General features: G+C 67.4%; 18 protein-coding genes and 1 pseudogene. 10 read left to right on the top strand and 9 right to left on the bottom strand.

The annotated features are described in order from the left end of the window. Positions 1-132 precede the first annotated feature (132 nt). Positions 133-897, top strand: coding sequence for a hypothetical protein (locus tag LRX76_RS13275; protein WP_231805982.1), 765 nt, complete (start codon positions 133-135; stop codon positions 895-897). An 85-nt stretch (positions 898-982) separates the two neighbouring features. On the opposite strand, the pseudogene LRX76_RS13270 reads toward LRX76_RS13275, so the two are convergent. Beyond that, a pseudogene (locus LRX76_RS13270) lies at positions 983-1,648 on the bottom strand (IS1595 family transposase). Positions 1,649-2,100: 452 nt separating this feature from the next. Between LRX76_RS13270 and LRX76_RS13265 the strand changes: the two are divergent. The 3 genes from LRX76_RS13265 to tldD all read left to right on the top strand — a co-directional run bounded on the left by LRX76_RS13265 (position 2,101) and on the right by tldD (position 5,704). Continuing rightward, the gene (locus LRX76_RS13265; RefSeq protein WP_231805980.1) at positions 2,101-2,616 is read left to right on the top strand and encodes a hypothetical protein; all 516 of its coding nucleotides are present in this window, start codon (positions 2,101-2,103) and stop codon (positions 2,614-2,616) included. 701 nt (positions 2,617-3,317) lie between these two features. Then, positions 3,318-3,998, top strand: coding sequence for a hypothetical protein (locus LRX76_RS13260; RefSeq protein ID WP_231805978.1), 681 nt, complete (start codon positions 3,318-3,320; stop codon positions 3,996-3,998). A 260-nt stretch (positions 3,999-4,258) separates the two neighbouring features. Continuing rightward, the gene (tldD, locus tag LRX76_RS13255; RefSeq protein WP_231805976.1) at positions 4,259-5,704 is read left to right on the top strand and encodes a metalloprotease TldD; all 1,446 of its coding nucleotides are present in this window, start codon (positions 4,259-4,261) and stop codon (positions 5,702-5,704) included. A 148-nt stretch (positions 5,705-5,852) separates the two neighbouring features. On the opposite strand, the gene yjgA is transcribed toward tldD, so the two are convergent. Beyond that, entirely contained in the window at positions 5,853-6,410 is a 558-nt protein-coding gene (gene yjgA, locus LRX76_RS13250) for a ribosome biogenesis factor YjgA (protein WP_231805974.1), read from the bottom strand. A gap of 76 nt (positions 6,411-6,486) precedes the next feature. Here yjgA and pmbA point away from each other — a divergent pair, with 76 nt between their 5' ends. Next, the gene (gene pmbA, locus LRX76_RS13245) at positions 6,487-7,866 is read left to right on the top strand and encodes a metalloprotease PmbA (RefSeq protein ID WP_231805972.1); all 1,380 of its coding nucleotides are present in this window, start codon (positions 6,487-6,489) and stop codon (positions 7,864-7,866) included. Between the two features lie 182 nt (positions 7,867-8,048). Next, positions 8,049-8,462: a DUF4870 domain-containing protein gene (locus tag LRX76_RS13240; RefSeq protein WP_231805970.1), complete on the top strand. Its 414-nt coding sequence runs from the start codon at positions 8,049-8,051 to the stop codon at positions 8,460-8,462. Between the two features lie 82 nt (positions 8,463-8,544). Here the strand turns inward: LRX76_RS13240 and LRX76_RS13235 are convergent, their stop codons facing one another. From LRX76_RS13235 to tilS, 3 genes are read right to left on the bottom strand one after another with little or no spacing between them, the layout of a single operon-like run. Beyond that, on the bottom strand, positions 8,545-9,423 hold the full coding sequence (locus LRX76_RS13235; protein WP_231805968.1) for a farnesyl diphosphate synthase: 879 nt from the start codon (positions 9,421-9,423) through the stop codon (positions 8,545-8,547). Beyond that, entirely contained in the window at positions 9,413-9,673 is a 261-nt protein-coding gene (locus LRX76_RS13230; protein WP_231805966.1) for an exodeoxyribonuclease VII small subunit, read from the bottom strand. Before LRX76_RS13230 ends, LRX76_RS13235 begins: the two co-directional genes overlap by 11 nt. Positions 9,674-9,704: 31 nt before the next feature. Beyond that, positions 9,705-11,006: a tRNA lysidine(34) synthetase TilS gene (gene tilS / locus LRX76_RS13225; protein ID WP_231805964.1), complete on the bottom strand. Its 1,302-nt coding sequence runs from the start codon at positions 11,004-11,006 to the stop codon at positions 9,705-9,707. A gap of 140 nt (positions 11,007-11,146) precedes the next feature. Here tilS and LRX76_RS13220 point away from each other — a divergent pair, with 140 nt between their 5' ends. Then, positions 11,147-12,799: a M28 family metallopeptidase gene (locus LRX76_RS13220; RefSeq protein ID WP_231805962.1), complete on the top strand. Its 1,653-nt coding sequence runs from the start codon at positions 11,147-11,149 to the stop codon at positions 12,797-12,799. A 548-nt stretch (positions 12,800-13,347) separates the two neighbouring features. On the opposite strand, the gene LRX76_RS13215 is transcribed toward LRX76_RS13220, so the two are convergent. After that, positions 13,348-15,033: an alkaline phosphatase gene (locus tag LRX76_RS13215; RefSeq protein WP_231805960.1), complete on the bottom strand. Its 1,686-nt coding sequence runs from the start codon at positions 15,031-15,033 to the stop codon at positions 13,348-13,350. 152 nt (positions 15,034-15,185) lie between these two features. Between LRX76_RS13215 and LRX76_RS13210 the strand changes: the two genes are divergently transcribed. Then, a complete protein-coding gene (locus LRX76_RS13210; protein ID WP_231805958.1) occupies positions 15,186-16,517 on the top strand; it encodes a dicarboxylate/amino acid:cation symporter in 1,332 nt (443 codons plus the stop codon). 19 nt (positions 16,518-16,536) lie between these two features. Here LRX76_RS13210 and bla read toward each other — a convergent pair whose 3' ends face one another. Beyond that, the gene (bla, locus tag LRX76_RS13205) at positions 16,537-17,418 is read right to left on the bottom strand and encodes a subclass B3 metallo-beta-lactamase (RefSeq protein WP_231805956.1); all 882 of its coding nucleotides are present in this window, start codon (positions 17,416-17,418) and stop codon (positions 16,537-16,539) included. Between the two features lie 148 nt (positions 17,419-17,566). Here bla and LRX76_RS13200 point away from each other — a divergent pair, with 148 nt between their 5' ends. Then, positions 17,567-18,958, top strand: coding sequence for a pitrilysin family protein (locus LRX76_RS13200; protein ID WP_231805954.1), 1,392 nt, complete (start codon positions 17,567-17,569; stop codon positions 18,956-18,958). An 11-nt stretch (positions 18,959-18,969) separates the two neighbouring features. Continuing rightward, positions 18,970-20,394: a pitrilysin family protein gene (locus LRX76_RS13195; protein ID WP_231805952.1), complete on the top strand. Its 1,425-nt coding sequence runs from the start codon at positions 18,970-18,972 to the stop codon at positions 20,392-20,394. A gap of 364 nt (positions 20,395-20,758) precedes the next feature. Here the strand turns inward: LRX76_RS13195 and LRX76_RS13190 are convergent, their stop codons facing one another. Together LRX76_RS13190 and LRX76_RS13185 are read right to left on the bottom strand one after the other, a co-directional pair. Continuing rightward, entirely contained in the window at positions 20,759-21,487 is a 729-nt protein-coding gene (locus tag LRX76_RS13190) for a C40 family peptidase (RefSeq protein ID WP_231806048.1), read from the bottom strand. Between the two features lie 152 nt (positions 21,488-21,639). After that, the gene (locus LRX76_RS13185) at positions 21,640-22,227 is read right to left on the bottom strand and encodes a C40 family peptidase (protein WP_331716779.1); all 588 of its coding nucleotides are present in this window, start codon (positions 22,225-22,227) and stop codon (positions 21,640-21,642) included. Positions 22,228-22,254 lie beyond the last annotated feature (27 nt).

The raw sequence follows: 22,254 nt of genomic DNA, 5'->3' as shown, positions 1-22,254 counted from the left end.
AGATGCTATTTTTAGAATTTTTTTGACGAGGCTCATCAATGCTAGCTTTGTCTGTCTCAGCAAATCAGAAAATATACAGGAAGTAGATTTCTCCGATCTTCAATAAGGAGTTTAATGGCGGATGCCTAAGCAATGACTAAGTTCTTCATCATCGCACTTCTAGCTTTTTCCTTCTCGTCACAAGCGAGTGAGCTACTCTGTAATATTCCCGGTCTTAAAGAGGCTAGAAAGCCCATACAATCGAAGAAATTTTCCTTTTGCTTCTTCTTCACTTCGGCGAATGAAGGAACAACAACCGCTACTTCTACCGATCCGGAGGCTATTTCCGTCTACTTTTCGTCCGGTAAGGCGCAGCCGGAATTTCTTTACGAGCTACCTTACTCCGGTACAGAAAGCATTATCGAGGATGCATTCCTGGTCACAGGTCGAGAATCAGAGCGTATCGCTGTCATTCATAGTAGTGATGCTCCGAGTACGTTCGAGATAGCAGGTAGACTTTATGATGTAACCGTATTCGACACCTCTGGAAAACGCCCGGAATTAGATTTTTCAGCAAATAAGTTCTTCGATGGTGGCGGCGATCTTAGTGGCCCGAACGGGAACATTACATATCGTTACCCATACAAAACACGCGAGAAAGTTATCTCAGCGTTGCACTCTCCTATATACAGTGCCGCGTCTGAAGCGCCGGTATCTGCGATCGTCACTAACAAGGCATTTCTCTATCTGGAGCCAAGCTCTAGAGAAATTAGCAAAACATACTTGATTCAAGGTGATGTGCTGTCCGTGGAAGACGCCACAGCCGGTTGGTGCAATGTTCGCTATCGAGGCAAGTCGAAGTCGATCATCAAGTGGATGCATTGTGAATTCCTGGAGCCCGTAGAGCCAAATCGCTGAGAAGGGGCTCAGATATCAGGATCAATTCAATTTCGGCTATTATCAACAAAGATACCAATGGTTAGGGTCTTAGGAAGCAAACGCTCTAGGTTGGGTGGGATCGTAGCAACTTCAGGACGGCCCGATAGAGATCGTCGTGGCGGTGGTTGAAGCGGTACTCGCACTCCTTCAGGTGCAGTTGGAAGGTCTGTTTGGACAAGCCATTGAACTTGGCCAAACGGCGCTTGGCATAGCTCCAGAAGCTTTCGATGCCGTTGATGTGGTTGAGTCCTTCAGCCCATGGTCATCGCTGTGGCGGATGCGCAGGTGCTTGGCATAGCCCAGATCCACCAGACCGTCGTAGCTGGACAGGCAATCGGAGAGGATCGTGCTGTCGAGCGCGATATGGCCTCGAATCACTGCCTGGAGCGTGGCGGCTCGGCAATTGGGGACGATCTGGGTGTAGACGCAGTCGTCGCGCTTGAGCATGCCGAAGACGATGGTTTTCTTGTACGCCCCGCGTCCGCACTTGCTGCGTACACGCCAGGGCCCGAAGAAGGATTCATCGACTTCGACCTCGCAGTTAAAGGGCGAGTGTCGCTCGCATTCTTCGGCTATGCGTTGCCGGATTCGCAGGAAGATGGCATTGACACAGCGGAGGCTGATGCCGGTCAGTTCGGCCGGTCAGATCCAGGGCAAAGTAGCGCAAGAGGGCTCGAAATCGAGCCTCGCTGATTTTGGAACGGGCGAAGTACCTGTTTTTCTGAGTCACATCAGGAAGATAGCCGCTTCAGTGGCAGCGTTTGCTTCCTAAGACCTGGTTATAAGCTGGGAAACACGCAGCCCGGCGATGGATGGAGATACCGAGGGAGAGGGTTGAAACAATTGACTGATCGAACAAACTATCGAAACTTCACGGTGTCGCACCAAGAAATATAGGGCGAATATGTTGACTTCGAAGCTGAGCCAGATAAGGTGAATGAGCCTCTCTACGCCGTTCGTTCTGGGCTGTACTTTTGGGTTAAGCATAAGCTTTATCTGCATGCCGATAAGGGTATAACGCGGGATGCGACTGACAGTATAACGAGTGTTATAAATAAGAGTACAAAAAGTTATGGGGAGAGGTGGGGGTTTGTGAGTGGTATATGGGCCGAACACGTGTTTAGGGATGCCTTTTGACTGATTTTGTGCCGACTGAACACTAAAATTTAATAGGAATATGAGATGAAGGCGAATTTCCTGGCTGTGTTGTTATTGACATCCTGTTTCGCGTATGCAGAAGTTCCATCTGGCTCAGAGATATTTACGCCGGAGACTTTGAGTAAAGGGATGTCGGTAGAGTCTGATGGTTATAAATTTGAGGTGGAACATTCTCGTGACGGGACATATTTGTTGGCGCGAGCGTCGAGTGGGAAAATAAATAAAGTCAAGCTACCGGAAGCTGGATTGTCAAACATGGAACGTTTGTTTTATGTTAGTAGTAACGGGTGTGGCGGGAAATCTGTAGATGCCGTCATTCAGATTGGGCCAGAGTCACACGCTGACTTGGAATTTAGAAGTTTTTATCGCATAATTTTTTCTAGGGATCTAAGCTCCGTTATTTCAGAGTTCTTTGACCCAAGCGTGTCAGTGGTCAACGCTGTATTGCCTATTCAAACTGTTGAAGGTATCGAGGATAAAGAGACAAAAGAGAAAATTGTTTGTGAGGGATCTAAACCTATAGTGAAAGCGCGCAAGTAGGATTCTTTTAGGAAGTTCATGATTGTTTTGAATAGTCCTTGATCTTGAGGTGAAGTTAAGTGGGTGTTAGCCATTCTTTTTTTTTGCTTCGTTTTGATCTCAAGGAGTTTCAATACAAACCGATTGAGCCGGTGTCTCTTGATACACCACGCGTAAAGGGAAGATTATTTGGATCAGAGTGTTGATAGGTATCTCTTGGAGATGGCGTCCTGGTCGCGGTTGAGTGCCCTGATCGTGGCGCGGATGACGGCACGGGTTGCCAAGGTTGGAAGAAATATGTGCTTCAAACAGATTTTTCCTCTGACCCCTCTGTGTTTCCCCAAATCTGCGACATGATCGATATGGACCACAAGGTCCTGACTCCCGACGAGCTACGCAAGAAGCCGCGGCTGGCGATGCACTCTCGCGCCTGATCATCCGTCACACCAGTGGGGCGCCGGCGACGCAGTGTGATGCGATCGATAAGGACATCTATGAATCCTGCAGGGCCGACTGGGACAAGGAGAGGCAACGCATCGCCTCGCCGCAACGGTAGCCGGCAGTTGCCTTGGCGCTTGAATTGCCAAACTATGCCGAGGTACATGAACGTGCCACGCGACTGTTAGATGGAACCACCATATCTGCACTCAATGAAGCACTGGGCATCTTTGTCGTGCGCATGGCGAGTGGTAGCACGCGTTGATCACGGCGACCTGTTGGGTATGGCACTGCTGGTGTCCGGCTTAGCGGGTTGCGACGGCAACGCGCTGGCCGAGGTTACGTCCGTCCCGGCGCCAACTGCCAACGGCACGTTGGAGGCAATGCCGCAATTGCATCTGCTACCCGATCTCCCCGTGCTGGAAACCAGCAGGCTGAAACATGGCTCATTGCTCAAGCAATTGCATTTTCAAGACAAGGATGGCGAAGCGGTTGTGCTGTTGTCGCGAGAAAGTGGTGTGATGAAGGGCAAGGATGTTGAGGATGACAGCGAGCAGGTCGTACTCAGGGCTGCACTTTACCGTCGGGTCAATGCGGGGGCGCCCTTCGAGATGGCATGGCAAAGAGAGCAATCCGTCGAATGCCAAGGGCTAGACTTGGATGTGGGTTATTTCCTGAATCAGGTGCAGGCGACGGACCTAGACCGCGATGGCCGGGCCGAGATCACCTTGGCCAGCCACAATTCCTGTGGCGGCGGCGTGGATCCGCAGCAATTGAAGATCGAGCTGTTGCAGGGCAGGCAACGTTATGCGATCGATGGCGAGTCGCTGATCGAGATCGATGGGGATACACCGTTCGGCGGCGAACGCAGCGATAGCGATAACCTGGCCGGAGCGCCGGCAGTCTTCCGCGCCCATTTGAACCAGGTTTGGGAGCAAGTCAAGCGCATGCCCAGGTCCGACTGATCTCGCCTGAGCGTGCAGCATCGCCGTGGTGGGTGCCCGACGCGGCGGTATGCGGAATCAGATCCGGATCGAAGTCATGGGGCGACCGTCGGGAGAATGGGGCTTGGTCAAGCATTTGCTGGGATAGACGGAAAAGTAAGCGCGGTGTGATGACGAGTTCCCCGTAGCCGGGGCGCGCTCATTTCCCAAGCACGCCAAAGCCGCCGACAATGACGGCCGTTCCTTCTTGTATGCGGCCCGTGCGGCCCCATCTGTCCCCCATGACCGACAACGCTCTCACCCTCGCCGAATCCCGCCTGTTGCTGCCTGCCGGGCTGGATGCCGGTCAACTCGATCGTGCCTTCGGCACCCTGCTGGGGCCGGGTATCGACTTCGGCGACCTGTACTTCCAGCATTCGCGGCGCGAGAGCTGGAGTGTGGAGGACGGCATCGTCAAGGATGGTGCCCATTCGATCGAGCAGGGTGTGGGCGTGCGCGCGATCTCGGGCGAGAAGACCGGCTTCGCCTATTCCGACGACATCCAGCGCGACGCGCTGCTGGGAGCGGCGCATTCGGCGCGGGCGATCTCGCGCGATGGCGGGGCGCAGGCGGCGCGTTCGCTGGTGCGTGGCGGTGGCCGCGACCTGTACCGGCCGGAGGACCCGGTGGACGGCATGGACAATGCCGCCAAAGTGGAGGTGCTGCGGCGCCTGGACCAGTTCCTGCGCGCGGCCGATCCGCGCGTGCAGCAGGTGATGGTGAGCCTGTCCGGCGGCGTGGACACGGTGCTGGTGGCGCGCAGCGACGGCGTGCTGGCGGCCGACGTGCGGCCGCTGGTGCGGTTGAACGTGCAGGTGATCGTCGAGCAGGACGGGCGCCGCGAATCCGGCTATGCCGGTGGTGGCGGCCGCTACTCGTACGCCGAGCTTTTCGCCGACGGCCGTCCGGAAGGCCTGGCGCGCGAGGCGCTGCGGCAGGCGCTGGTCAATCTGGATGCGATCCCCGCCCCTGCCGGGGTGATGCCGGTGGTGCTCGGGTCAGGCTGGCCCGGCGTGCTGCTGCACGAGGCGGTCGGCCACGGCCTGGAAGGCGACTTCAACCGCAAGGGCACCAGTGTCTACGCCGGCCGCATCGGCCAGCGGGTGGCCTCGCCCGGGGTGACCATCGTCGACGACGGCACCCTGGCCGGTCGCCGCGGCTCGCTCAACATCGACGACGAGGGCACGCCGAGCAACTGCACCACGCTGATCGAGGACGGCATCCTGGTCGGCTACATGCAGGACACGCTCAACGCGCGCCTGATGGGCATGGCGCCCACCGGCAACGGCCGCCGCGAGTCGTTCGCGCACCTGCCGATGCCGCGCATGACCAACACCTACATGCTCGCCGGCTCGCATACGCGCGAGGAGATGATCCGCTCGGTGAAGAAGGGCCTGTACGCGGTCAACTTCGGTGGCGGCCAGGTGGACATCACCAGCGGCAAGTACGTGTTTTCCGCGACCGAGGCCTACCTGATCGAGGACGGCAGGATCACCGCGCCGGTCAAGGGCGCCACGCTGATCGGCAACGGCCCGGAAACCATGCAGAAGGTACGCATGATCGGCGACGACCTGGCACTGGACGAGGGCGTGGGCATCTGCGGCAAGGATGGCCAGAGCGTGCCGGTCGGCGTGGGCCAGCCGTCGATGCTGATCGACGGGTTGACCGTGGGCGGCACGCAGGCTTGACGGCTGGGAGTGGGAATCGGGAATGGAGAATGGGTAGGGCAGCGGCAGCGGCGGGGACGGCGGTGCCCGTTCGAGGTGCAACGAGACAGGGCGTAAGCCGGTTCCAGCGCATGAGGCAGCCGGAGACGGCCTTCGCCGTTGCGATTCCCTATTCCCGGTTCCCTACTCCCGGCTCCTCGATTCCCGGTTCTTCCAGTACCAGCTCGCGCAGCAGCTGGAAGATCTCGCGGAACGCGCGCGGCGGCTTGTTGCGCGCCTTTTCTTCCTTGGCGTTGCGCAACAGCGTGCGCAGCCGCTGGCGGTCGGCCGCCGGGTATTCGGCCAGCAGTTCGGACAGCGCCTCGTCGCCTTCTTCCAGCAGCCGCTCGCGCCAGCGCTCGACGCGGTGCATGGCCGCCACTTCGCGGCGCGCGGCCTCGCTGTTGGCGTCGAGCGCATCGCGGATGGCTTCCAGCGCCTCATCGTCCTCGCGCCGCATCTGCTTGGCCAGGAACGCCAGCTGGCGCTTGCGGGCGATGTGCGAGGTGATGCGGCGGGTGTCGGCGATGTGCGGCAGCAGCGCCTCGGGCACGGGCAGGCGTTCGAGTTGCGCCGGAGTCAGTTCCACCAGCTTCTCGCCCAGCGCCAGCACCTCCAGCGCTTCGCGCCGCTGCTGGCTGCGGCTGGCGCCGAGGTATTCGCCAGTTTCTTCGTCGCGTCCGCGCATGGTCCCTTCCAGTTTCCGAATCAACATGGTCACATCGTCCCGCAGCACGCGGGACCTACCCGCACAGGATAAAGCATTGAACGCAAACACCTCCGACATCGTCCGTACGCCGGTACGCGGCGACGACAGCCAGGCGCGCCTGGACACGCTGGCCGAGCTGTCCCAGCGCCTGCTCGAACGCGCGCGCGCGCTCGGTGCCAGCCAGGCCGAGGTCAGCTGCAGCGAGGAGCGCGGACTGGACGTCAACGTGCGCATGGGCGCGGTGGAGACGGTCGAGTCCACCCGCGACCGCGGCATCGCCGTCACCGTCTACTTCGGCAAGCGCAAGGGCAGCGCCAGTACCGCCGACCTGCACGAATCCAGCCTGGAGGCGACGGTGCAGCAGGCCTGCGACATCGCCCGCTACACCGAGGACGATGCGGCCGCCGGGCTGGCCGATGCGGCGCTGATGGCGCACGCGTTCCCCGACCTGGACAGCTGGCACCCGTGGGCGCTGGGGGCCGACGAGGCCATCGACCTGGCGCTGGCCTGCGAGGCGGCCGGGCGCGAGGCCGATGCGCGCGTGAGCAATTCCGATGGCGCCTCGGTGGGCAGCAGCCAGAGCCTGTCGGTGTACGCGAACTCGCACGGCTTCGTCGGCCGCGAGCGCGGCACCCACCACTCGATCGGCTGCGCGCTGATCGCCGGGCAGGGCGACGGCATGCAGCGCGATGGCTGGTATTCCAGTGCATTGGCGCGCGAGGACCTTGAGGCCGCCGCCGCCATCGGCCGTCGTGCCGCCGAGCGCACGCTGGCGCGCCTGCAGCCGCGCTCGATCGCCACCGGGCAGTATCCGGTGCTGTTCTCGGCCGAGGTCGCCCGCTCGCTGGTCGGCCACCTGCTCGGCGCGGTGTCCGGCGGGGCGCTTTACCGGCGCGCCAGCTTCCTGCTCGACAGCGTCGGCACGCAGCTGTTCCCGCCGTGGTTCGCCATCGACGAGCGTCCACACCTGCGGCGCGGCCTGCGTTCGGCCGCGTTCGACGGCGAGGGCGTGGCCACCCGCGATTCGGCGCTGGTGACCGATGGCGTGCTGCAGCGCTACGTGCTGGGCAGCTATTCGGCGCGCAAACTGGGCCTGGCCACCACCGCCAATGCCGGCGGCGTGCACAACCTGATCGTCAAGCCCAATGCCGGCGACCAGGCCGAGCTGGTGTCCGGCATCGGCAGCGGCCTGCTGGTCACCGAGCTGATGGGGCAGGGCGTCAACAGCGTGACCGGCGACTACTCGCGCGGCGCGGCCGGTTTCTGGATCGAGAACGGCGCCATCGCCTGGCCGGTGGACGGCATCACCATCGCCGGCAACCTGAAGCAGATGTTCGCCGCCATCGAGGCGGTGGGCAGCGACGTGGACCGGCGCTCGCACGTCGGCGTGGGCTCCATCCTGATCGGCGCGATGACGGTGGCGGGCGAGCACTAGCTGCCTGCGGCTTCGCGGCGCGTGGCGATGCGTCCGGCCGTGGTGAGGCCGGACGCAGGTTGCGCACCGTGGCCGGGGCAGGTGGACGCTGACGTTCGTAACCCTGCCGTCAGGCATGTTGACATGGCCGGGCAGGCTGCCAAAGTGCCTGCAAGTCCCCCCATCCAGAAAGGAGTCCGCCGATGAGCGATTTCGAGAGCTACACCACGCCGCCGCCACCGCCCACCGGGCTTGCACCGACCGCAGAACAGCGGCAGTGGGCGCTGTTCGCGCATCTGTCGACGCTGACCGGCCTGTTCACCGGCGGCGTGGGCAACATCGTCGGGCCGCTGGTGATCTGGCTGATCAAGAAGGACACCATGCCGTTCGTCGAGGACCAGGCCAAGGAGGCGCTGAACTTCAACATCACCCTGCTGATCGTGGGCGTGGCGCTGTTCCTGCTGACGCTGGTCACCTTCGGCTTCGGCATCATCTTCACCCTGCCGATCGCGATCGTGCTGGGCATCGCCTGGCTGGTGCTGACCATCATCGCCACCATCAGGGCCAACGAGGGCGTGGCCTATCGCTACCCGTTCACGCTGCGGCTGGTCAAGTAACGGGTCGCGGCGAATCGGCGGCAACACGGAGGCCCCAGCAAGGGGCCTTCGCATTCGCGCGCACCACAGGTCGCGGCCGCGCTCAGTGGCTGCGCTGCACCGTCACCTCGGCCAGCGCGCGCAGCGGGTCGGCGCGCTCGTCGTCGGCCTGCAGCGCCCGGCGCATCGTCTGCGCCAGTTCGTCGAGTTTGGCGCGGGCGCCGTCCAGGCCTAGCAGGGCCGGGTAGGTGGATTTCCGCTGGGCCGCGTCCTTGCCGGCGGTCTTGCCCAGCTGCGCGGAACTGGCTTCCACGTCGAGGATGTCGTCGCGGACCTGGAAGGCCAGGCCCAGCGCGCCGGCGAAATCGTCCAGCCGCTCCAGGTCCGCCTGTGGCGCGTCGCCGGCCAGCGCGCCCAGGCGCACCGCGGCACGGATCAGTGCGCCGGTCTTGAGCGTGTGCATCTGCTCGAGCTGCGCCAGCGGCAGCACGCTGCCGGTGGCTTCGATGTCGATGGCCTGGCCGCCGCACATGCCGGCGCTGCCGGAGGCCCGGGCCAGCGCCTGCAGCCAGGCCACGCGCAGCGCGGCCGGTGCCGGCGCCTCGGACAGCAGCTCGAAGGCGCGCGTCTGCAGGGCGTCGCCGACCAGGATGGCGGTGGCCTCGTCGAAGGCCACGTGCACGGTCGGGTTGCCGCGGCGCAGGGCATCGTCGTCCATCGCCGGCAGGTCGTCATGCACCAGCGAGTAGGCGTGCACCAGCTCCACCGCCGCCGCCGGCGCATCCAGCAGCGCCGGATCGGCGCCGAACAGGTCGCCCGCGGCATAGACCAGCAGCGCACGCATGCGCTTGCCGCCACCGAGGGTGGCGTAGCGCATCGCCTCGTGCAGCCGATGCGGCATGCGTGCAGGCGACGGCAGGCAGTCGGCCAGGCGGATCTCGATGCGCTCGCGCCACTGCGCCAGGCGGGTGTCAGCCGCCATTGACGGGTGGATCGAAGGGTTCGGCGGTCTCGGGCTGGGCCGGGTCGCTGAGCAGGCGCACGCGCAGTTCCGCCTGCTCCAGTGCGCCCTGGCACTGCCGGTACAGGCCGACGCCGCGCTCGTACGCGGCCAGCGACTGTTCCAGGGTCAGGTCGCCGGTTTCCATCTTCTCCACCAGTTGCTCCAGTTCTTCGAGCGATTGCTCGAAGCGGGCGACCGGGGATTCTTCGCTGGGGGACTTCTTTGCCATCGGGGAAGTGTGCGGCGCGCGGGCAAGGGGGTCAATTCGGCGTGCGCCAGCGCAGCCGGGCGCCGCGTTCGCGCAGCCACTGTGCGAACGGCGCGGCGAGGATGCGATCGCCGGCCGCCAGCAGCCGTTCGCCTTCGTACAGCAGCGGCAGCACCGGCCGCTGCCATGGCGCGATGCCGGCGTCCTGCAGCACGTGCTTGAGCGCATGCGAATGGCTGCGGCCGGGCAGCACGATGCGCTCGCCGCCGCGGCGCGGGCGGACCTGCAGCACGCTGCCGAATCCTTCCTTCGCGCCTTCCAGCGACAGGCGGGTGCCGTCGGGGAGCGCCAGCGGTGCCTGGCCGTCCCAGCCGGCCTGCCAGTTCGGTGGCAGCTCCGGCAGCGGCAGCACCAGCAGGTGCAGTGCATCGCGCCAGCGGCGGACCTCGCGGTCGCGCCAGCGGAAGCTGGCCTCGGCACCGTCCGCTTCGCGGTCAAGCAGCCGCTCCAGCGCGGCCACGCCGTGGGCCGGCAGCGGTGGGGCGCAGCGCGCCGTCACCCAGCGCCGCAGCAGCCGTGCCCGGCGCGCGGGCGGCTGCGCGGCGAGCGGCTCTACCTGCAGCGTGCCGTCGGCGTGCAGCGCGCCCTGCAGCAGGGCGGTGTCCTCATCGTCCAGCAGTTCGACCGCTTCGGCGCACAGGCGCGCGCTGCCGGCCAGCGCGGCATCGGCCTGCGGCCAGCGCCGGCGCAGCAGCGGCAGCACGTGGTGGCGCAGGTAGTTGCGGTCGAAGCGGTCGTCGGCATTGCTGGGATCCTCGATCCAGTGCAGCCCATGCTGGCGGGCGTAGGCCTCAAGCGCGGCGCGCGGCAGCTCCAGCAGCGGCCGCCACAGGATGCCGGCGGCGAAGGGAGCCTGCGCGCGCATCGCCGCCAGCCCGTCGGGGCCGGAGGCGCGCAGCGCGCGCAGCAGGAAGGTCTCGGCCTGGTCGTCCTGGTGATGGGCCAGCGCCAGCCATTCGCCCGCCTGCAGCGTTTCGGCGAAGGCGCGGCGCCGGGCCCGGCGCGCCGCGCCTTCCATGCCGAGGCCGCTGTCGAGCGGGACCTGCACATGGCGTACTTCCAGCGTGACATCCCAGCGCGCGCAGGCGGCGATGCAGTGCTCGGTCCAGCGCTCGGCAGCGGCGATCAGGCCGTGGTGGACGTGGATGGCGCGCAGTCCCTGCGCGCGCAGCGCCGGCGAGGCGGCCAGCGCGTGCAGCAGCACGGTGGAATCCAGGCCGCCGCTGAAGCCGACCAGCACGGGCGCCGTCGCCGCGGCGACGGCAGCGCGGACGGACTGTTCGGGATCGGACATGGGCATGGCGATGGTCGCTGGCGGCGCGGCGGAGGGAGCATCGTAGCGAAGCGGTCGCGGCGGCGCCCGGGTGCGCGCCGCCGGACGCGGCTTGCCGCCTATACTCGGCCGGTTTCCCCTGTATCGCATGAGGAGTGGCAATGAAACGAGTGGTAGTGGGTGCGTCGCTGCTGTCGTTGGCGCTGGCGGCCAGCGCGGCCGGGCCGCAATTCGATCCGGCGCGCATTTCCGCCGACGTCAAGGAGCTGGCCTCGGATGCGTACGAGGGCCGTGGACCGGCCACGGCGGGCGAGCAGAAGACCATCGCCTATCTGAGCGCGCAGTTCGGCGCCGCCGGCCTGCAGCCGGGCGGCGACCTGCAGGCCGACGGCACGCGGCTGTGGACCCAGGCGGTGCCGCTGCGGCGCGCCGATATCGTCGGCACCCCGGTCCTGGCGCTGGACGTGGCCGGCAAGCCGCAGCCGCTGACCCAGGGCAGGCAGATCGCCGTGCGCGCGGCGATGGACGGCTCCTCGCAGGTGGACATCGCCAACGCGCCGCTGGTGTTCGTCGGCTATGGTGTCAAGGCGCCGGAGCGCGACTGGGACGACTTCAAGGGAGTGGACCTGAAGGGCAAGATCGCGGTGGTGCTGATCAACGACCCGGATTTCGAGACCGGCAAGGGCGATTTCGACGGCAAGGGCATGACCTGGTACGGCCGCTGGCCCTACAAGTACGAGGAAGGCGCGCGCCAGGGCGCGCTCGGCGTGCTGGTGGTGCACGAGACCGCGCCGGCCTCCTACGGCTGGGACACGGTCGCCAGCTCCAACACCAACACCATGTTCGACGTGGTGCGTGACAATCCCGGTGCAGTGCATCCCAGGCTGGAAGGCTGGATCCAGCGCGACCTGGCGGTGGAGCTTTTCAAGAATGCCGGCCTCGACTTCGAGGCCCTCAAGAAGCAGGCGCAGACCCGCGGCTTCACCCCGGTCGAGCTCAAGGGCCAGGGGCTGAGCGCGAAGTACCAGGTCAAGTCCGACGTCATCACCTCGCACAACGTGGCCGCGCGGCTGGAAGGCGGCCAGCGTCCGGACGAGACGCTGATCTACAGCGCGCACTGGGACCACATCGGCGTCGGCAAGCCGGATGCGAGCGGCGACACCATCTTCAACGGCGCGCTGGACAACGCCAGCGGCACCGCCGCGCTGCTGGAGCTGGCGCGCGGCTTCGCCAAGGGGCCGCGGCCGCAGCGCTCGGTGCTGTTCCTGGCGGTGACCGCCGAGGAAAAGGGTCTGCTCGGCTCGGAGTTCTACGCCTCCAGGCCGCTGTATCCGCTGGAGAAGACGGTGGCGGTGATCAACATGGACGGCATGAGCCCGTTCGTGCCCTCGCGCGACTTCGGCATCTACGGCACCGCCAAGCTGGAGCTGCTGGACCAGCTGAAGGCGGTCGCGGCGCAGCGCAACCTGCGCTACACCCCGGACCCGAAGCCGGAGGCGGGCTACTTCTTCCGCTCGGACCACTTCTCCTTCGCCAAGCGCGGCGTGCCGGCGATCTCGTACTCGGCCGGACAGGACTGGGAGGTGGGCGGCGTGGCCGCGGGCAAGGCCGCGCAGGACGACTACACCGCGCACCGCTATCACCAGCAGGGCGACGAGTGGCGGGCGGACTGGACCTTCGCCGGCGCCGCGCGCGACCTGCAGGTGCTGTACACGCTGGGCGAGCAACTGGCCAATTCGCGGCGCTGGCCGAACTGGAGCGAGGATTCGGAGTTCCGCGCCGGGCGCGACGCCAGCGCGGCTTCGCGCGAGTGAGCTGACCGCGGCAGAGTGCGATGGTCCGCCGTCGGGCGGGCCATCGATGAGCCCAGCGCAGGGGCGACTTCGGTCGTGACCTGGCCTGGTCCGGTAGAAAGCCCGTCGCGTGGTTGCACCTGAGGCCGATGGCATGGGGCGGACTCCGGTCCGCCGCACGGCGTTCGCATGGCCGTCCACGTACAACCCGGGCCTTGGTCGTGTCTCGCGTGCCGCCGATCCGTGATCTCGTCACTCCAGCGATCACGGCGGATTCTGCCGCGGCGGGCCAGGGCCCACCCATGGCCCTGGAAAATCGCCGACGTCTCGTGGCGGCATGGGGCGGGCCCTGGTCCGCCGCATGGCACTCGCACGGCCGGCCACACGCAGCTCAAGCCTTGATCGTTGCTTGAGTGCCGTCGGTTCGTAACCTCGCCACCTCTGCGTTCACCGCTGGCTCCGCTGCGGTGGGCTCAGGCCCACCGACCCCGCGAGGCGGGCCACGGAAGCCCCCGGGCTGTTGAGCACGCTGATGCGAGGCGTGCGGCGCAAAGCCCGGGCCGGATGCCTCAGCGCCGCTCGAATGCCTTGAAGTCGGGCAGCTCGACCGGCACGCCGTCGGCATTGCAGGTGCCGGCCTGGCACAGGCGCTGGCGCAGGCGCGGGGTGGCCTGGACGATCACGTGGTAGATCGTGTTCTGCTCCAGGGTGCCGCGCACCGCTTCGCTGCCGGGGCCGGTGGCCCAGATGCCGACATCGTCGCCGCCGTGGCTCTCGGCCTGCAGCGGGACCAGCGATTCCTGCAGGTAGTCCGGCTGCTCGGTGTCGACGTGGGTGAGGTCGGGGCGGCCGTTGGCGGGATCGATGCGGCGGGGCTCGTGGAGGAATTTCTTGGGGCCGGCCGGCTGCGCGTTGCTGGCGCCGGTGTAGCCGGGGCCGTTGGCGTAGCTGAGCGTGGTGTAGGGCTGGCCGCCGAGGTCACGGGCGTACTGGCTGCGGTCGCCGCCTTCGCCGCCGGTGCCGCGCACCTTGCCCAGGATCGGGTTGCCGCGCACCGGGTAGCCGGCGAAGTTGAGCACGTGCGAGTGGTCGGCGGTGACCAGGATCAGGGTGTCGGCCGGCGCCGTCTCCACCGCCGCCCGGACCGCCTCGGACAGCGAAACGGTTTCGTCCAGCGCGCGGTAGGCGTTGCCGTAGTGGTTGGCGTGGTCGATGCGGCCGCCCTCGACCAGCATCACGAAGCCGTTGGGATCGCGCGACAGGTTGGCGATCGCGGTGCGGGTCAGCTCGGCCAGGCTGGGTTCGCCGCGCTCGCTCTTGTCGCGGTCGTGCTCGAACTGCATGTGATCCGGTTCGAACAGGCCCAGCACGGCCGGCGCATCGGCGGCGGCGCGCAGCTGCGCGGTGTTCCAGACGTAGGCGCCCTGCGGGTGCGCCTGCCGCCACTCGGCGACCAGGCTGCGCCCGTCGCGGCGCTGGCCGGCCTTGTCGGCGTACTCGGGGTCGCGCTCGTCCACCGTGGTGAACTCGCGGCGGCCGCCGCCGAGCACGACCAGCGGGCCGCGTCCGAAGCGCGCGCTGGACAGCAGCTGCTGGGCGATGTCGCGGCAGCCGGCCGCCTTGGCCGGCTCCGGCAGCTGGCTGTCGTTCTCCCAGTTGCGTTCTGGCGAATGCGCATAGGTGGCGGCCGGGGTGGCGTGGGTCAGGCGCGTGGTGGTGACGATGCCGGTGGCCATGCCGGCGCTGTCGGCCAGCTGCATCCAGCTCAGCAGGCCCTTGTCGAGGCTGTCGGCGCAGTCGTCGCGTCGGCCGGCGGACACGCCGATGGCGCCCATGTGGGTCTTCACGCCGGTGGCGATGGCGGTCATGGTGCCGGCCGAGTCCGGGGTCTGCGAGTCGACGTTGTAGGTCTTGCTGAAGGCGGTGGCGGGGAAGCGTTCCCACGACAGCAGGTTCTCCTCGCCCGGGTTGCCGCGGCGCTGGCCGTCGAGGATGCGTGCGGCGGCCACCGTGGTCAGGCTCATGCCGTCGCCGAGGAACAGGATCACGTTCCTGGCCTTGCCCGCCATGGCGCCGTTGGCGGCGGCCCGCGAAGCGCCGCTGCGGTACCACCAGGCCGGCGTCTCGCCCTGCGGGTGGGCGACGGCGGGAACCTCGACCGCCGCCGCGACCGGCTGCCGCGCAGCGGTGGAGGCACACGCGCCCAGCAGCACGGTGGATAAGGTGGCGATGACGGCGGCGCGCAGATCGGACATGGCGGCTGGGGATTCCGTTGAAAAAAGGCGCGTCATTATGCCGGGCCGGACAATGCACATCGATGACACGCTGATTTTCCGGTGGCGACATCGTCGCGGCCCGCGGCTTGGGCTATGGTGCGATTCCCCCGGATTTCGTCAGGAAGCCTTCCATGAAGCTGGTCTCGGCCTGGTTCCGCATCCCGTTCTGGCAGCGCGTGGCCGGCGGCTTCGTGCTCGGCGCGCTGGCCGGCTGGCTGCTGGGGCCGGCCGCGCAGGCCTGGTTCGGGCCGCTGGGCGAGCTGTACGTCACCCTGATCAAGATGATCGCCATCCCGCTGGTGTTCTTCGCGGTGATCAACGCGATCTCGGCGCTGCACGGGCAGAAGTCGGTGGCCGCGCTGGGCGGGCGCACCTTCCTGTGGTTCGTGATCACCGCCGCGCTGGCGGTATGCGTGGGCCTGGCGGTGGGCGCGGTGATGCAGCCGGGCAGCGGCGGCCTGCAACTGGCGACGGATGCCAACTGGAAGCCGCGCGACGTGCCCAGCCCGGTGCAGGTGCTGCTGGACGTGGTGCCGGGCAACGTGTTCTACGCCCTGGCCGGCATCGGCACCCGCGTCAATGCCGCCGGCGAGACGGTGCTGGCGGCCGGGCGCGGCTCGATCCTGCCGGTGATCTTCTTCGCCGGGCTGCTGGGCTTTGCCATGGTCAAGCTCGGCGACAGGGTGGCCGGCGCGCGCAAGCTGGTCGGCGAGGTCAGCGACATCATGATCCAGGTCACCCGCTTCGTGCTGGAGGTGACCCCGATCGGCACCTTCGGCCTGATCGCCGGGCTGGTCGGCTCCTACGGCTTCGAGAAGCTGCTGCCGCTGGGCAACTTCGTGATCGCGCTGTACGTCGCCTGCGCCATCCACATCGTGTTCGTCTATGCCGGCCTGCTGCTGGCGCACGGGCTGAACCCGTGGAAGTTCTTCCGCGGCGCCGCGCCGGGCATGCAGGTGGCCTTCGTCAGCTCGTCCAGCTTCGCGGCGATGCCGGTGGCGATGCGCGCGATCACCCACAACCTGGGCGTCAACAAGGACTACGCGGCGTTCGCGGTGCCGCTGGGCGCCAGCATCAAGATGGACGGCTGCGGCGCGATCTACCCGGCGCTGTGCGCGGTGTTCATCGCCCAGTACACCGGCGTGCCGCTGAGCGCCGACCAGTACTTCATCGTGCTGATCGCCTCGGTGCTGGGCAGCTTCGGCACCGCCGGCGTGCCCGGTACCGCGGTGGTGATGGCCACGGTGGTGCTGAGCGCGGCCAACCTGCCGCTGGAGGTGATCGGCTACCTGTACGCGATCGACCGCATCCTCGACATGATGCGCACCATGACGAATGTGACGGGGCAGATGCTGGTGCCGGTGCTGGTGGCCAAGGAGACCGGGCTGCTGGACAAGACGGTCTACGAGGCGGCGTCGAGCAACGTCGGCCTGGACCACGACAGCCCGGCCGAGTCGCGCTGAGCGGCCCGGCCCGGCCTGCTCAGCCGGCGGGCTTGCCGCTGCGCTGTTCCTGCAGCTGCCGCTCGAAGTTGCGCTGCGCCGCGTCGGCGTAGGCCTTGCAGGTGAGCGGATGCGGATGTGGCTGGGCGGCGTCGGCATAGTCCCAGCCGCCGGCCTCGGCGTGCGGGGTGATCAGCAGGTCGCACGGCAGCCTGCGCACCCGCTCGAAGCTGGCGCGGTAGTCCTCGACGATGCGCGGCCGCCTGGGGTTGTCCAGCAGCCGGTAGCCCGGTGCGCTGAGGCTGTCCACGTAGGCCACGGCCAGCGGCGTGCCGGCGCGGCTGTCGCGCCAGGTCCAGGCCATGCTGCCGGGCGTGTGGCCGGGTACGAAGTGCACGGTGAAGTCGAACCCGCCCAGCGACACCGTCTCCCCGTCCAGCACCAGCCGGTCGGCCTGCACCGGCGGATACAGCAGTTCGTCGCCGTAGGCGATGTCGTCGCTGCCGCCGCGGGCCAGCAGCGCGGCCGACTCGGCGTTGCTCACCAGCATCGCGCCGGTGGCGCGCTTGATCGCCGCCAGCGGGCCGGCGTGGTCGGCGTGGGCGTGGCTGTGCAGGATCAGCCGCACGTCCTGCGGCGCCACGCCCAGCGTGCGCAGGTTGGCCAGCAGCAGGTCGGCGGCCTGCGGCATGCCGCCATCGATCAGCACCGCGCCGGCCGGGGTCTTCACCAGCAGCGCGGTCAGCCGCGCGCTGCCGACCTGCCAGACGTGGTCGGCGAGCTGCACCGGTGCCACCGGCTGCAGCCAGGCCTCGTTGACCCGGTAGGCCTGCAGCTGCGGCAAGGGCGGCCGGGCGGCAGCGGCACCCGGCAGCAGGCTGGAGAGCAGGGCGGCGGCGAGCACGGAGCGGAAGCGGGTCATGGTGGGATCCGGGGTGGCGGGTCGGTGATTGTCGAGGCAAGCGCCGGCCGCGGCCAGCGCCGGCGGCACCCGTGACCAACGGGCGATGGCGCGGCGGCCACCGCCGCGGTAGCGTGCCGGCATCCCAACCATCCTCATGGAGGAGACCATGCGATTCCGACGTGTAGGGCTGCTGTTGGCGGGCCTGTTCGTGGTGGCCGGTGCCACCGCGGCCACGCCCGACCAGTGGAAGCTCCCGGTGGCGGTAAAGAAGCTCGACAACGGCCTGACCGTGGTCGTGTCCGAGGACCACAGCGCGCCGGTGGTCGGCATCAGCGTGGTCTACCGCGTCGGCATGCGGCTGGAGCCGCGCAACCGTACCGGCTTCGCCCACCTGTTCGAGCACCTGATGTTCCAGGGCACGCCGCAGGCGAAGAAGGGCGTGTTCGACAGCGTCATCACCGGCGGCGGCGGCCGCAACAACGGCTCCACCCGCCCGGACTTCACCAACTACATCGAGACCGCGCCGGTGTCGGCGCTGGAGCCGATGCTGTGGCTGGAGGCCGATCGCATGAAGACGCTGGACTTCAACCCGGCCACGCTGAAGAACCAGCAGGACGTGGTCAAGGAGGAGATCCGCAACAACGTCAAGAACCAGCCCTACGGCGCCTTCTACTGGCTGGACATCAACCAGTACGCCTTCCAGAAGTGGGAGAACAACCACGACGGCTACGGCAGCTTCGAGGACCTGGAGAACGCCAGCCTGGACGACGTGCGCGGCTTCCACCGCGATTTCTACGGTCCCAACAACGCGGTGCTGGCGATCGCCGGCGACGTGACGCCGGCGCAGGGCTTCGCGCTGGCGCAGAAGTACTTCGGCGACATCCCGGCGCGGCCGCCGCCGCCGCGGCCGGACTACGCCGAGGGCCTGAACACGCAGGGGAAGCGCATCGAGCAGAGCGACGCGCTGGCGCAGGTGCCGGCCATCGCCGCGGCCTGGAAGATGCCTGAGCGCGGCAGCCGCGACCAGGCGCCGATGGCGGTGCTCGGCGCGCTGCTGGCCGGCGGCGACGCCTCGCGCTTCTACCAGGGCCTGGTCAAGGGCCGCGAGCTGGCGCTCAACGTCGAGTCGCTGTACGGCCTCACCAGCGCCTGGGAGTACGACGGCCCGACCCTGTTCACCGTGTTCGCGCTGTACAAGCCCAACGCCAGCGCCGATGCGCTGCTGGCGGCGATGGACGAGGAGATCGCCAAGGTCGCCCGCGACGGGGTGGACGACACCACCCTGGCACGGGTCAAGACCCAGCTGCTGGCCGAGTGGTACAACGGCCTGGAGATGTTCCTGGACCGGGCCGACACCCTGGCCAAGCTGCAGGCGCTGTGGGGCGATGCCAGGGTGGTCAACGCGATCCCCGGCAAGATCCAGGACGTGAGTTCGGCGGACCTGCAGCGCGTGGCGCGCACCTACCTGACCGACGCCAACCGCACCGTCATCGACCGCAAGCCGGCGGCCATGCTGCAGTCGCCGGCCGCCGCCCCGGCGCCGGCCGGCAAGCACTGAGGAGAACGATCATGAGCATGAAGCACACCGTATCCCGTGCGCTGCTGGCGCTGGCCGTTTCCGCGGGCTGCGGCGGCGCGCTGGCCGCCACCCCGGCGCTGCCGCCGGACCTGCCCGGCTACGCGGCCGACAAGCCGCTGCCGGTGCCCGACATCCAGAAGAAGACCCTGGGCAACGGCCTGGAGGTGTGGGTGGTGCCGCGCGACGGCATCCCCCGCGTGGACTACGTGCTGGCGGTGCGCGATGCCGGCCTGGCGGCCGATGCCGCGGCCACGCCCGGTTTCGCCTCGCTGCTGGCGGGGCTGCTGACCGAGGGCACGCAGCGGCGCGATTCGCGCGCGATCGCCGAGGCCGCGCAGGGCCTGGGCGGCAGCATCGCCGCCGCCGCCAGCAACGACGGCATCAACGTCGCCGCCGATGCGCTGGCCTCGCACGCCGCACCGATGCTGTCGCTGCTGGCCGAGGTGGTGCGCACGCCGGCGTTCCCGGACAGCGAGGTCAGGCTGGCCCAGGCCAACGCGGCGCAGGGGCTGAAGGTGGCCGAGGCGCAGCCCGGGTTCCGCGCCTCGCGCGCCCTGCTGGCGGCCATCTACGGCGATCATCCGTATGCGCGCACGCAACTGGCCGAGGCGACGATCCCCGCGCTCACACCCGAGGCGCTCAAGGCCGAGCATGCGCGCCGCTTCCACCCGGACCATGCGCTGCTGGTGATCGCCGGCCGCATCGCCCCGGCCCAGGCATTCGCCCTGGCCGAGCAGGCGTTCGGCGACTGGCGAGCGGGCGGGGCCGAGTCGCAGGATCCGCCGCCGGCACCCCGCGAGGCCACGCCGCAGCGGGCGATCATCCAGCGCGACGGCAGCGTGCAGTCCACCTTCCGCATCGGCCGCCCGGCGATCGCGGCCAGCGATGCCGACTACTTGCCGCTGCAGCTGGCCAGCACCGTGCTCGGCAGCGGCATCAGCAGCCGCCTCAACCAGAACCTGCGCGAGGACAAGGGCTATACCTACGGCGCCGGCGCCACCCTGCAGGCCGCGCGCGTGGGCGGCGGCATCGTCGCCCAGGCCGACGTGCGCAACGAGGTCACCGGCGCGGCGCTGAGGGAGTTCTTCCGCGAGTTCAGCCGGCTGGGCAGCGAACCGGTGCCGGCCGCGGAACTGGATTCGACCAAGCGCTACGTCGCCGGCGGCTACCTGATCTCCAACCAGATGCAGGGCTCGGTGGCGGCCAGCCTGGCGCGCAACTGGCTGGTGGGACTGCCCGCCGAGTTCCTCGGCCAGTACGTGCCCAGGGTCCGTGCGGTGTCCGCCGAGCAGGTGCAGGCGGCCGCGGGCAGGTACTACGACTCGGCGCAGCTGTCGGTGATCGTGGTCGGCGACGGCAAGGCGGTGTCCGCGCAGTTGAAGCCGTTCGGCGAATTCGAGTCGCGCGAGCGCTGAGGGGCAGGGGGCGATCACGGCGAAGACCCCGGGAAGGCCCTGGCGGCGGTGCATGGGGTCGGCCTTTGGCCCCCCCCTGGCTGATTCCGCCGTAGCCGACGGTGCGGCGGTGGACCCGTGGCACGATCACGGCTCGGGCTCGGGTGGATGGCTTCCCGGGCAGGGCGCAAGTGCGCAAGCATCCTGCGGCGGGCCGAGGCCCGCCCTGTGCGCCTGGTGCCTCGGTCGTGGCCTGGCCGCACGCGGCCGGCGCGCGCTGTGTCGCGGTTGGCGAGGCGCCGGTTGTCGTGGTTCCCGCACAGGAACGGAAGAAGCCGCTGTCGCCAGCGGCTTCCCGTGTTGTTTCACATCGTCCGGCTGGCCGCTACAGCACTACCCGCCGGGCCTGCATGAAGTTGTTGCTCCAGTAGCCGCTGACCAGCGAGTCCACGCGCACGTCCTTGCCGCGGCTGGGGGCGTGCAGGAAGCGGCCGTCGCCGACATAGATGCCGACGTGGTTCACCCGGCCCTTGCGGCCGAAGAACACCAGGTCGCCGGCGGCCAGTGCCCCGCGGTCCTTGATCAGCTGGGCGTCGTCCTTGCGCGCCATCTCGCGCGACACGCGCGGCAGCTCGATGCCCAGCGCGTTCTTGAACACGTAGTTCACCAGGCCGCTGCAATCGAAGCCGTCCGGGCCGTCGCCGCCCCAGCGGTAGGGCGTGCCCAGCAGCGCCATGGCGCCCCTGAGGATGGACTGGACCTTGCCGGCTTCTGCCGGGCGGCCGCCTTCGCTGGCGATCACCGCGCCCTGTGAAACGTCGTAGTTGGCAAGCAAGCGGCTGAGATCGCCGGCGAACATCGCCGAGCGGTCCATCAGAGGAATGGTGTCGTTGGCTGCAAGATGGGGCAGCAGGGCGGCCAGGGTCGCGGTGGCGGCGGCATCGCTGCGGCTGCGCGAGGCGGGGACGGTCCTGGCGTCGCTGCCGGCTGCAGCGGCGGTGGCGATCACCGGGCCGGCTTCGTCGTCGTCGGTAGAGGGCGCGGTCTGGGCCAGCGCGGGCAGCGCGGCAAGACAGAGTGCGGCACTGCAGATAAACCGGAGGGACTTGCTGATTCGAGTGGATTTCGCGTCCCGGCAGGACAGTGCATCGATCGTCACGCGGATCTCACAAAAAAAAGCGATGCGCGATAGTGCCCCGGGATCGCGACAGGGATGTTCAAATATTGTTAAATTTCCGTGATGCGGGGTGTGACAAATTGCCCGCTTCAGTTCAGTACCCGCCTGGCGCCGGTGTAGTGGTCCTGCCAGTACGGCCCGCCGAGCGAGTCCAGGCGGACCGTTCCGCCGCTGCTAGGCGCATGCACGAAGCGCCCTTCGCCGACGTAGATGCCGACATGGCTGACGTTGCCGCGGCTGCCGAAGAACACCAGGTCGCCGGCGGCCAGGCGCCCGGGATCGATGCGCGGTCCCTGTACCTGGGCCAGTTCCCGCGAGCTGCGCGGCAGGCGCAGGTCCAGCACGTCGCGGTACACGTAGGCGACCAGGCCGCTGCAGTCGAAGCCGCTCTCCGGGGTGTTGCCGCCATACAGGTACGGCGTACCCACCAGTCCCAGCGCCCGCATCAGCACGGCGTTGGCCGCGGCCGGATTGCTGGGAGCGACGGTGGGCCAGGATTCGGCCGGCCTGGCGTGGCCGGCGTTGTTCTTGACCGGAGCGTGGCCGCAGGCGGCCAGCAGCAGGGCGGCGGCCAGCGTGAGGAGTGGCCGCAGGTCGTGCATGCGCCGACGGATTGGGCTTGAAACTGGCTTGTTGTGCATGGAGCCGGGATAATGCGCCGATTCGGACAGCCGCATGATGGCGGCCCCGCCACCGGCCGACAA

The sequence above is a fragment of the Stenotrophomonas sp. MMGLT7 genome (genome assembly GCF_021168555.1).
In the GTDB taxonomy this organism is placed as follows: domain Bacteria; phylum Pseudomonadota; class Gammaproteobacteria; order Xanthomonadales; family Xanthomonadaceae; genus MMGLT7.
Note: the sequence above shows the minus strand (reverse complement) of the source record. Positions and strands in the feature narration are given on the sequence as shown.

Bases quoted from the DNA above. Each gene is read 5' to 3' on its own strand.
- LRX76_RS13240 (WP_231805970.1), top strand. From the start codon at position 8,049: ATGAGCGATTTCGAGAGCTACACCACGCCGCCGCCACCGCCCACCGGG.
- bla (WP_231805956.1), bottom strand. From the start codon at position 17,418: ATGACCCGCTTCCGCTCCGTGCTCGCCGCCGCCCTGCTCTCCAGCCTG.
- LRX76_RS13265 (WP_231805980.1), top strand. From the start codon at position 2,101: ATGAAGGCGAATTTCCTGGCTGTGTTGTTATTGACATCCTGTTTCGCG.
- LRX76_RS13200 (WP_231805954.1), top strand. From the start codon at position 17,567: ATGCGATTCCGACGTGTAGGGCTGCTGTTGGCGGGCCTGTTCGTGGTG.
- LRX76_RS13185 (WP_331716779.1), bottom strand. From the start codon at position 22,227: ATGCGGCTGTCCGAATCGGCGCATTATCCCGGCTCCATGCACAACAAG.
- LRX76_RS13275 (WP_231805982.1), top strand. From the start codon at position 133: ATGACTAAGTTCTTCATCATCGCACTTCTAGCTTTTTCCTTCTCGTCA.
- LRX76_RS13230 (WP_231805966.1), bottom strand. From the start codon at position 9,673: ATGGCAAAGAAGTCCCCCAGCGAAGAATCCCCGGTCGCCCGCTTCGAG.
- tilS (WP_231805964.1), bottom strand. From the start codon at position 11,006: ATGTCCGATCCCGAACAGTCCGTCCGCGCTGCCGTCGCCGCGGCGACG.
- LRX76_RS13215 (WP_231805960.1), bottom strand. From the start codon at position 15,033: ATGTCCGATCTGCGCGCCGCCGTCATCGCCACCTTATCCACCGTGCTG.
- LRX76_RS13210 (WP_231805958.1), top strand. From the start codon at position 15,186: ATGAAGCTGGTCTCGGCCTGGTTCCGCATCCCGTTCTGGCAGCGCGTG.
- LRX76_RS13220 (WP_231805962.1), top strand. From the start codon at position 11,147: ATGAAACGAGTGGTAGTGGGTGCGTCGCTGCTGTCGTTGGCGCTGGCG.
- yjgA (WP_231805974.1), bottom strand. From the start codon at position 6,410: ATGCGCGGACGCGACGAAGAAACTGGCGAATACCTCGGCGCCAGCCGC.
- LRX76_RS13260 (WP_231805978.1), top strand. From the start codon at position 3,318: ATGGCACTGCTGGTGTCCGGCTTAGCGGGTTGCGACGGCAACGCGCTG.
- LRX76_RS13195 (WP_231805952.1), top strand. From the start codon at position 18,970: ATGAGCATGAAGCACACCGTATCCCGTGCGCTGCTGGCGCTGGCCGTT.
- LRX76_RS13235 (WP_231805968.1), bottom strand. From the start codon at position 9,423: ATGGCGGCTGACACCCGCCTGGCGCAGTGGCGCGAGCGCATCGAGATC.
- tldD (WP_231805976.1), top strand. From the start codon at position 4,259: ATGACCGACAACGCTCTCACCCTCGCCGAATCCCGCCTGTTGCTGCCT.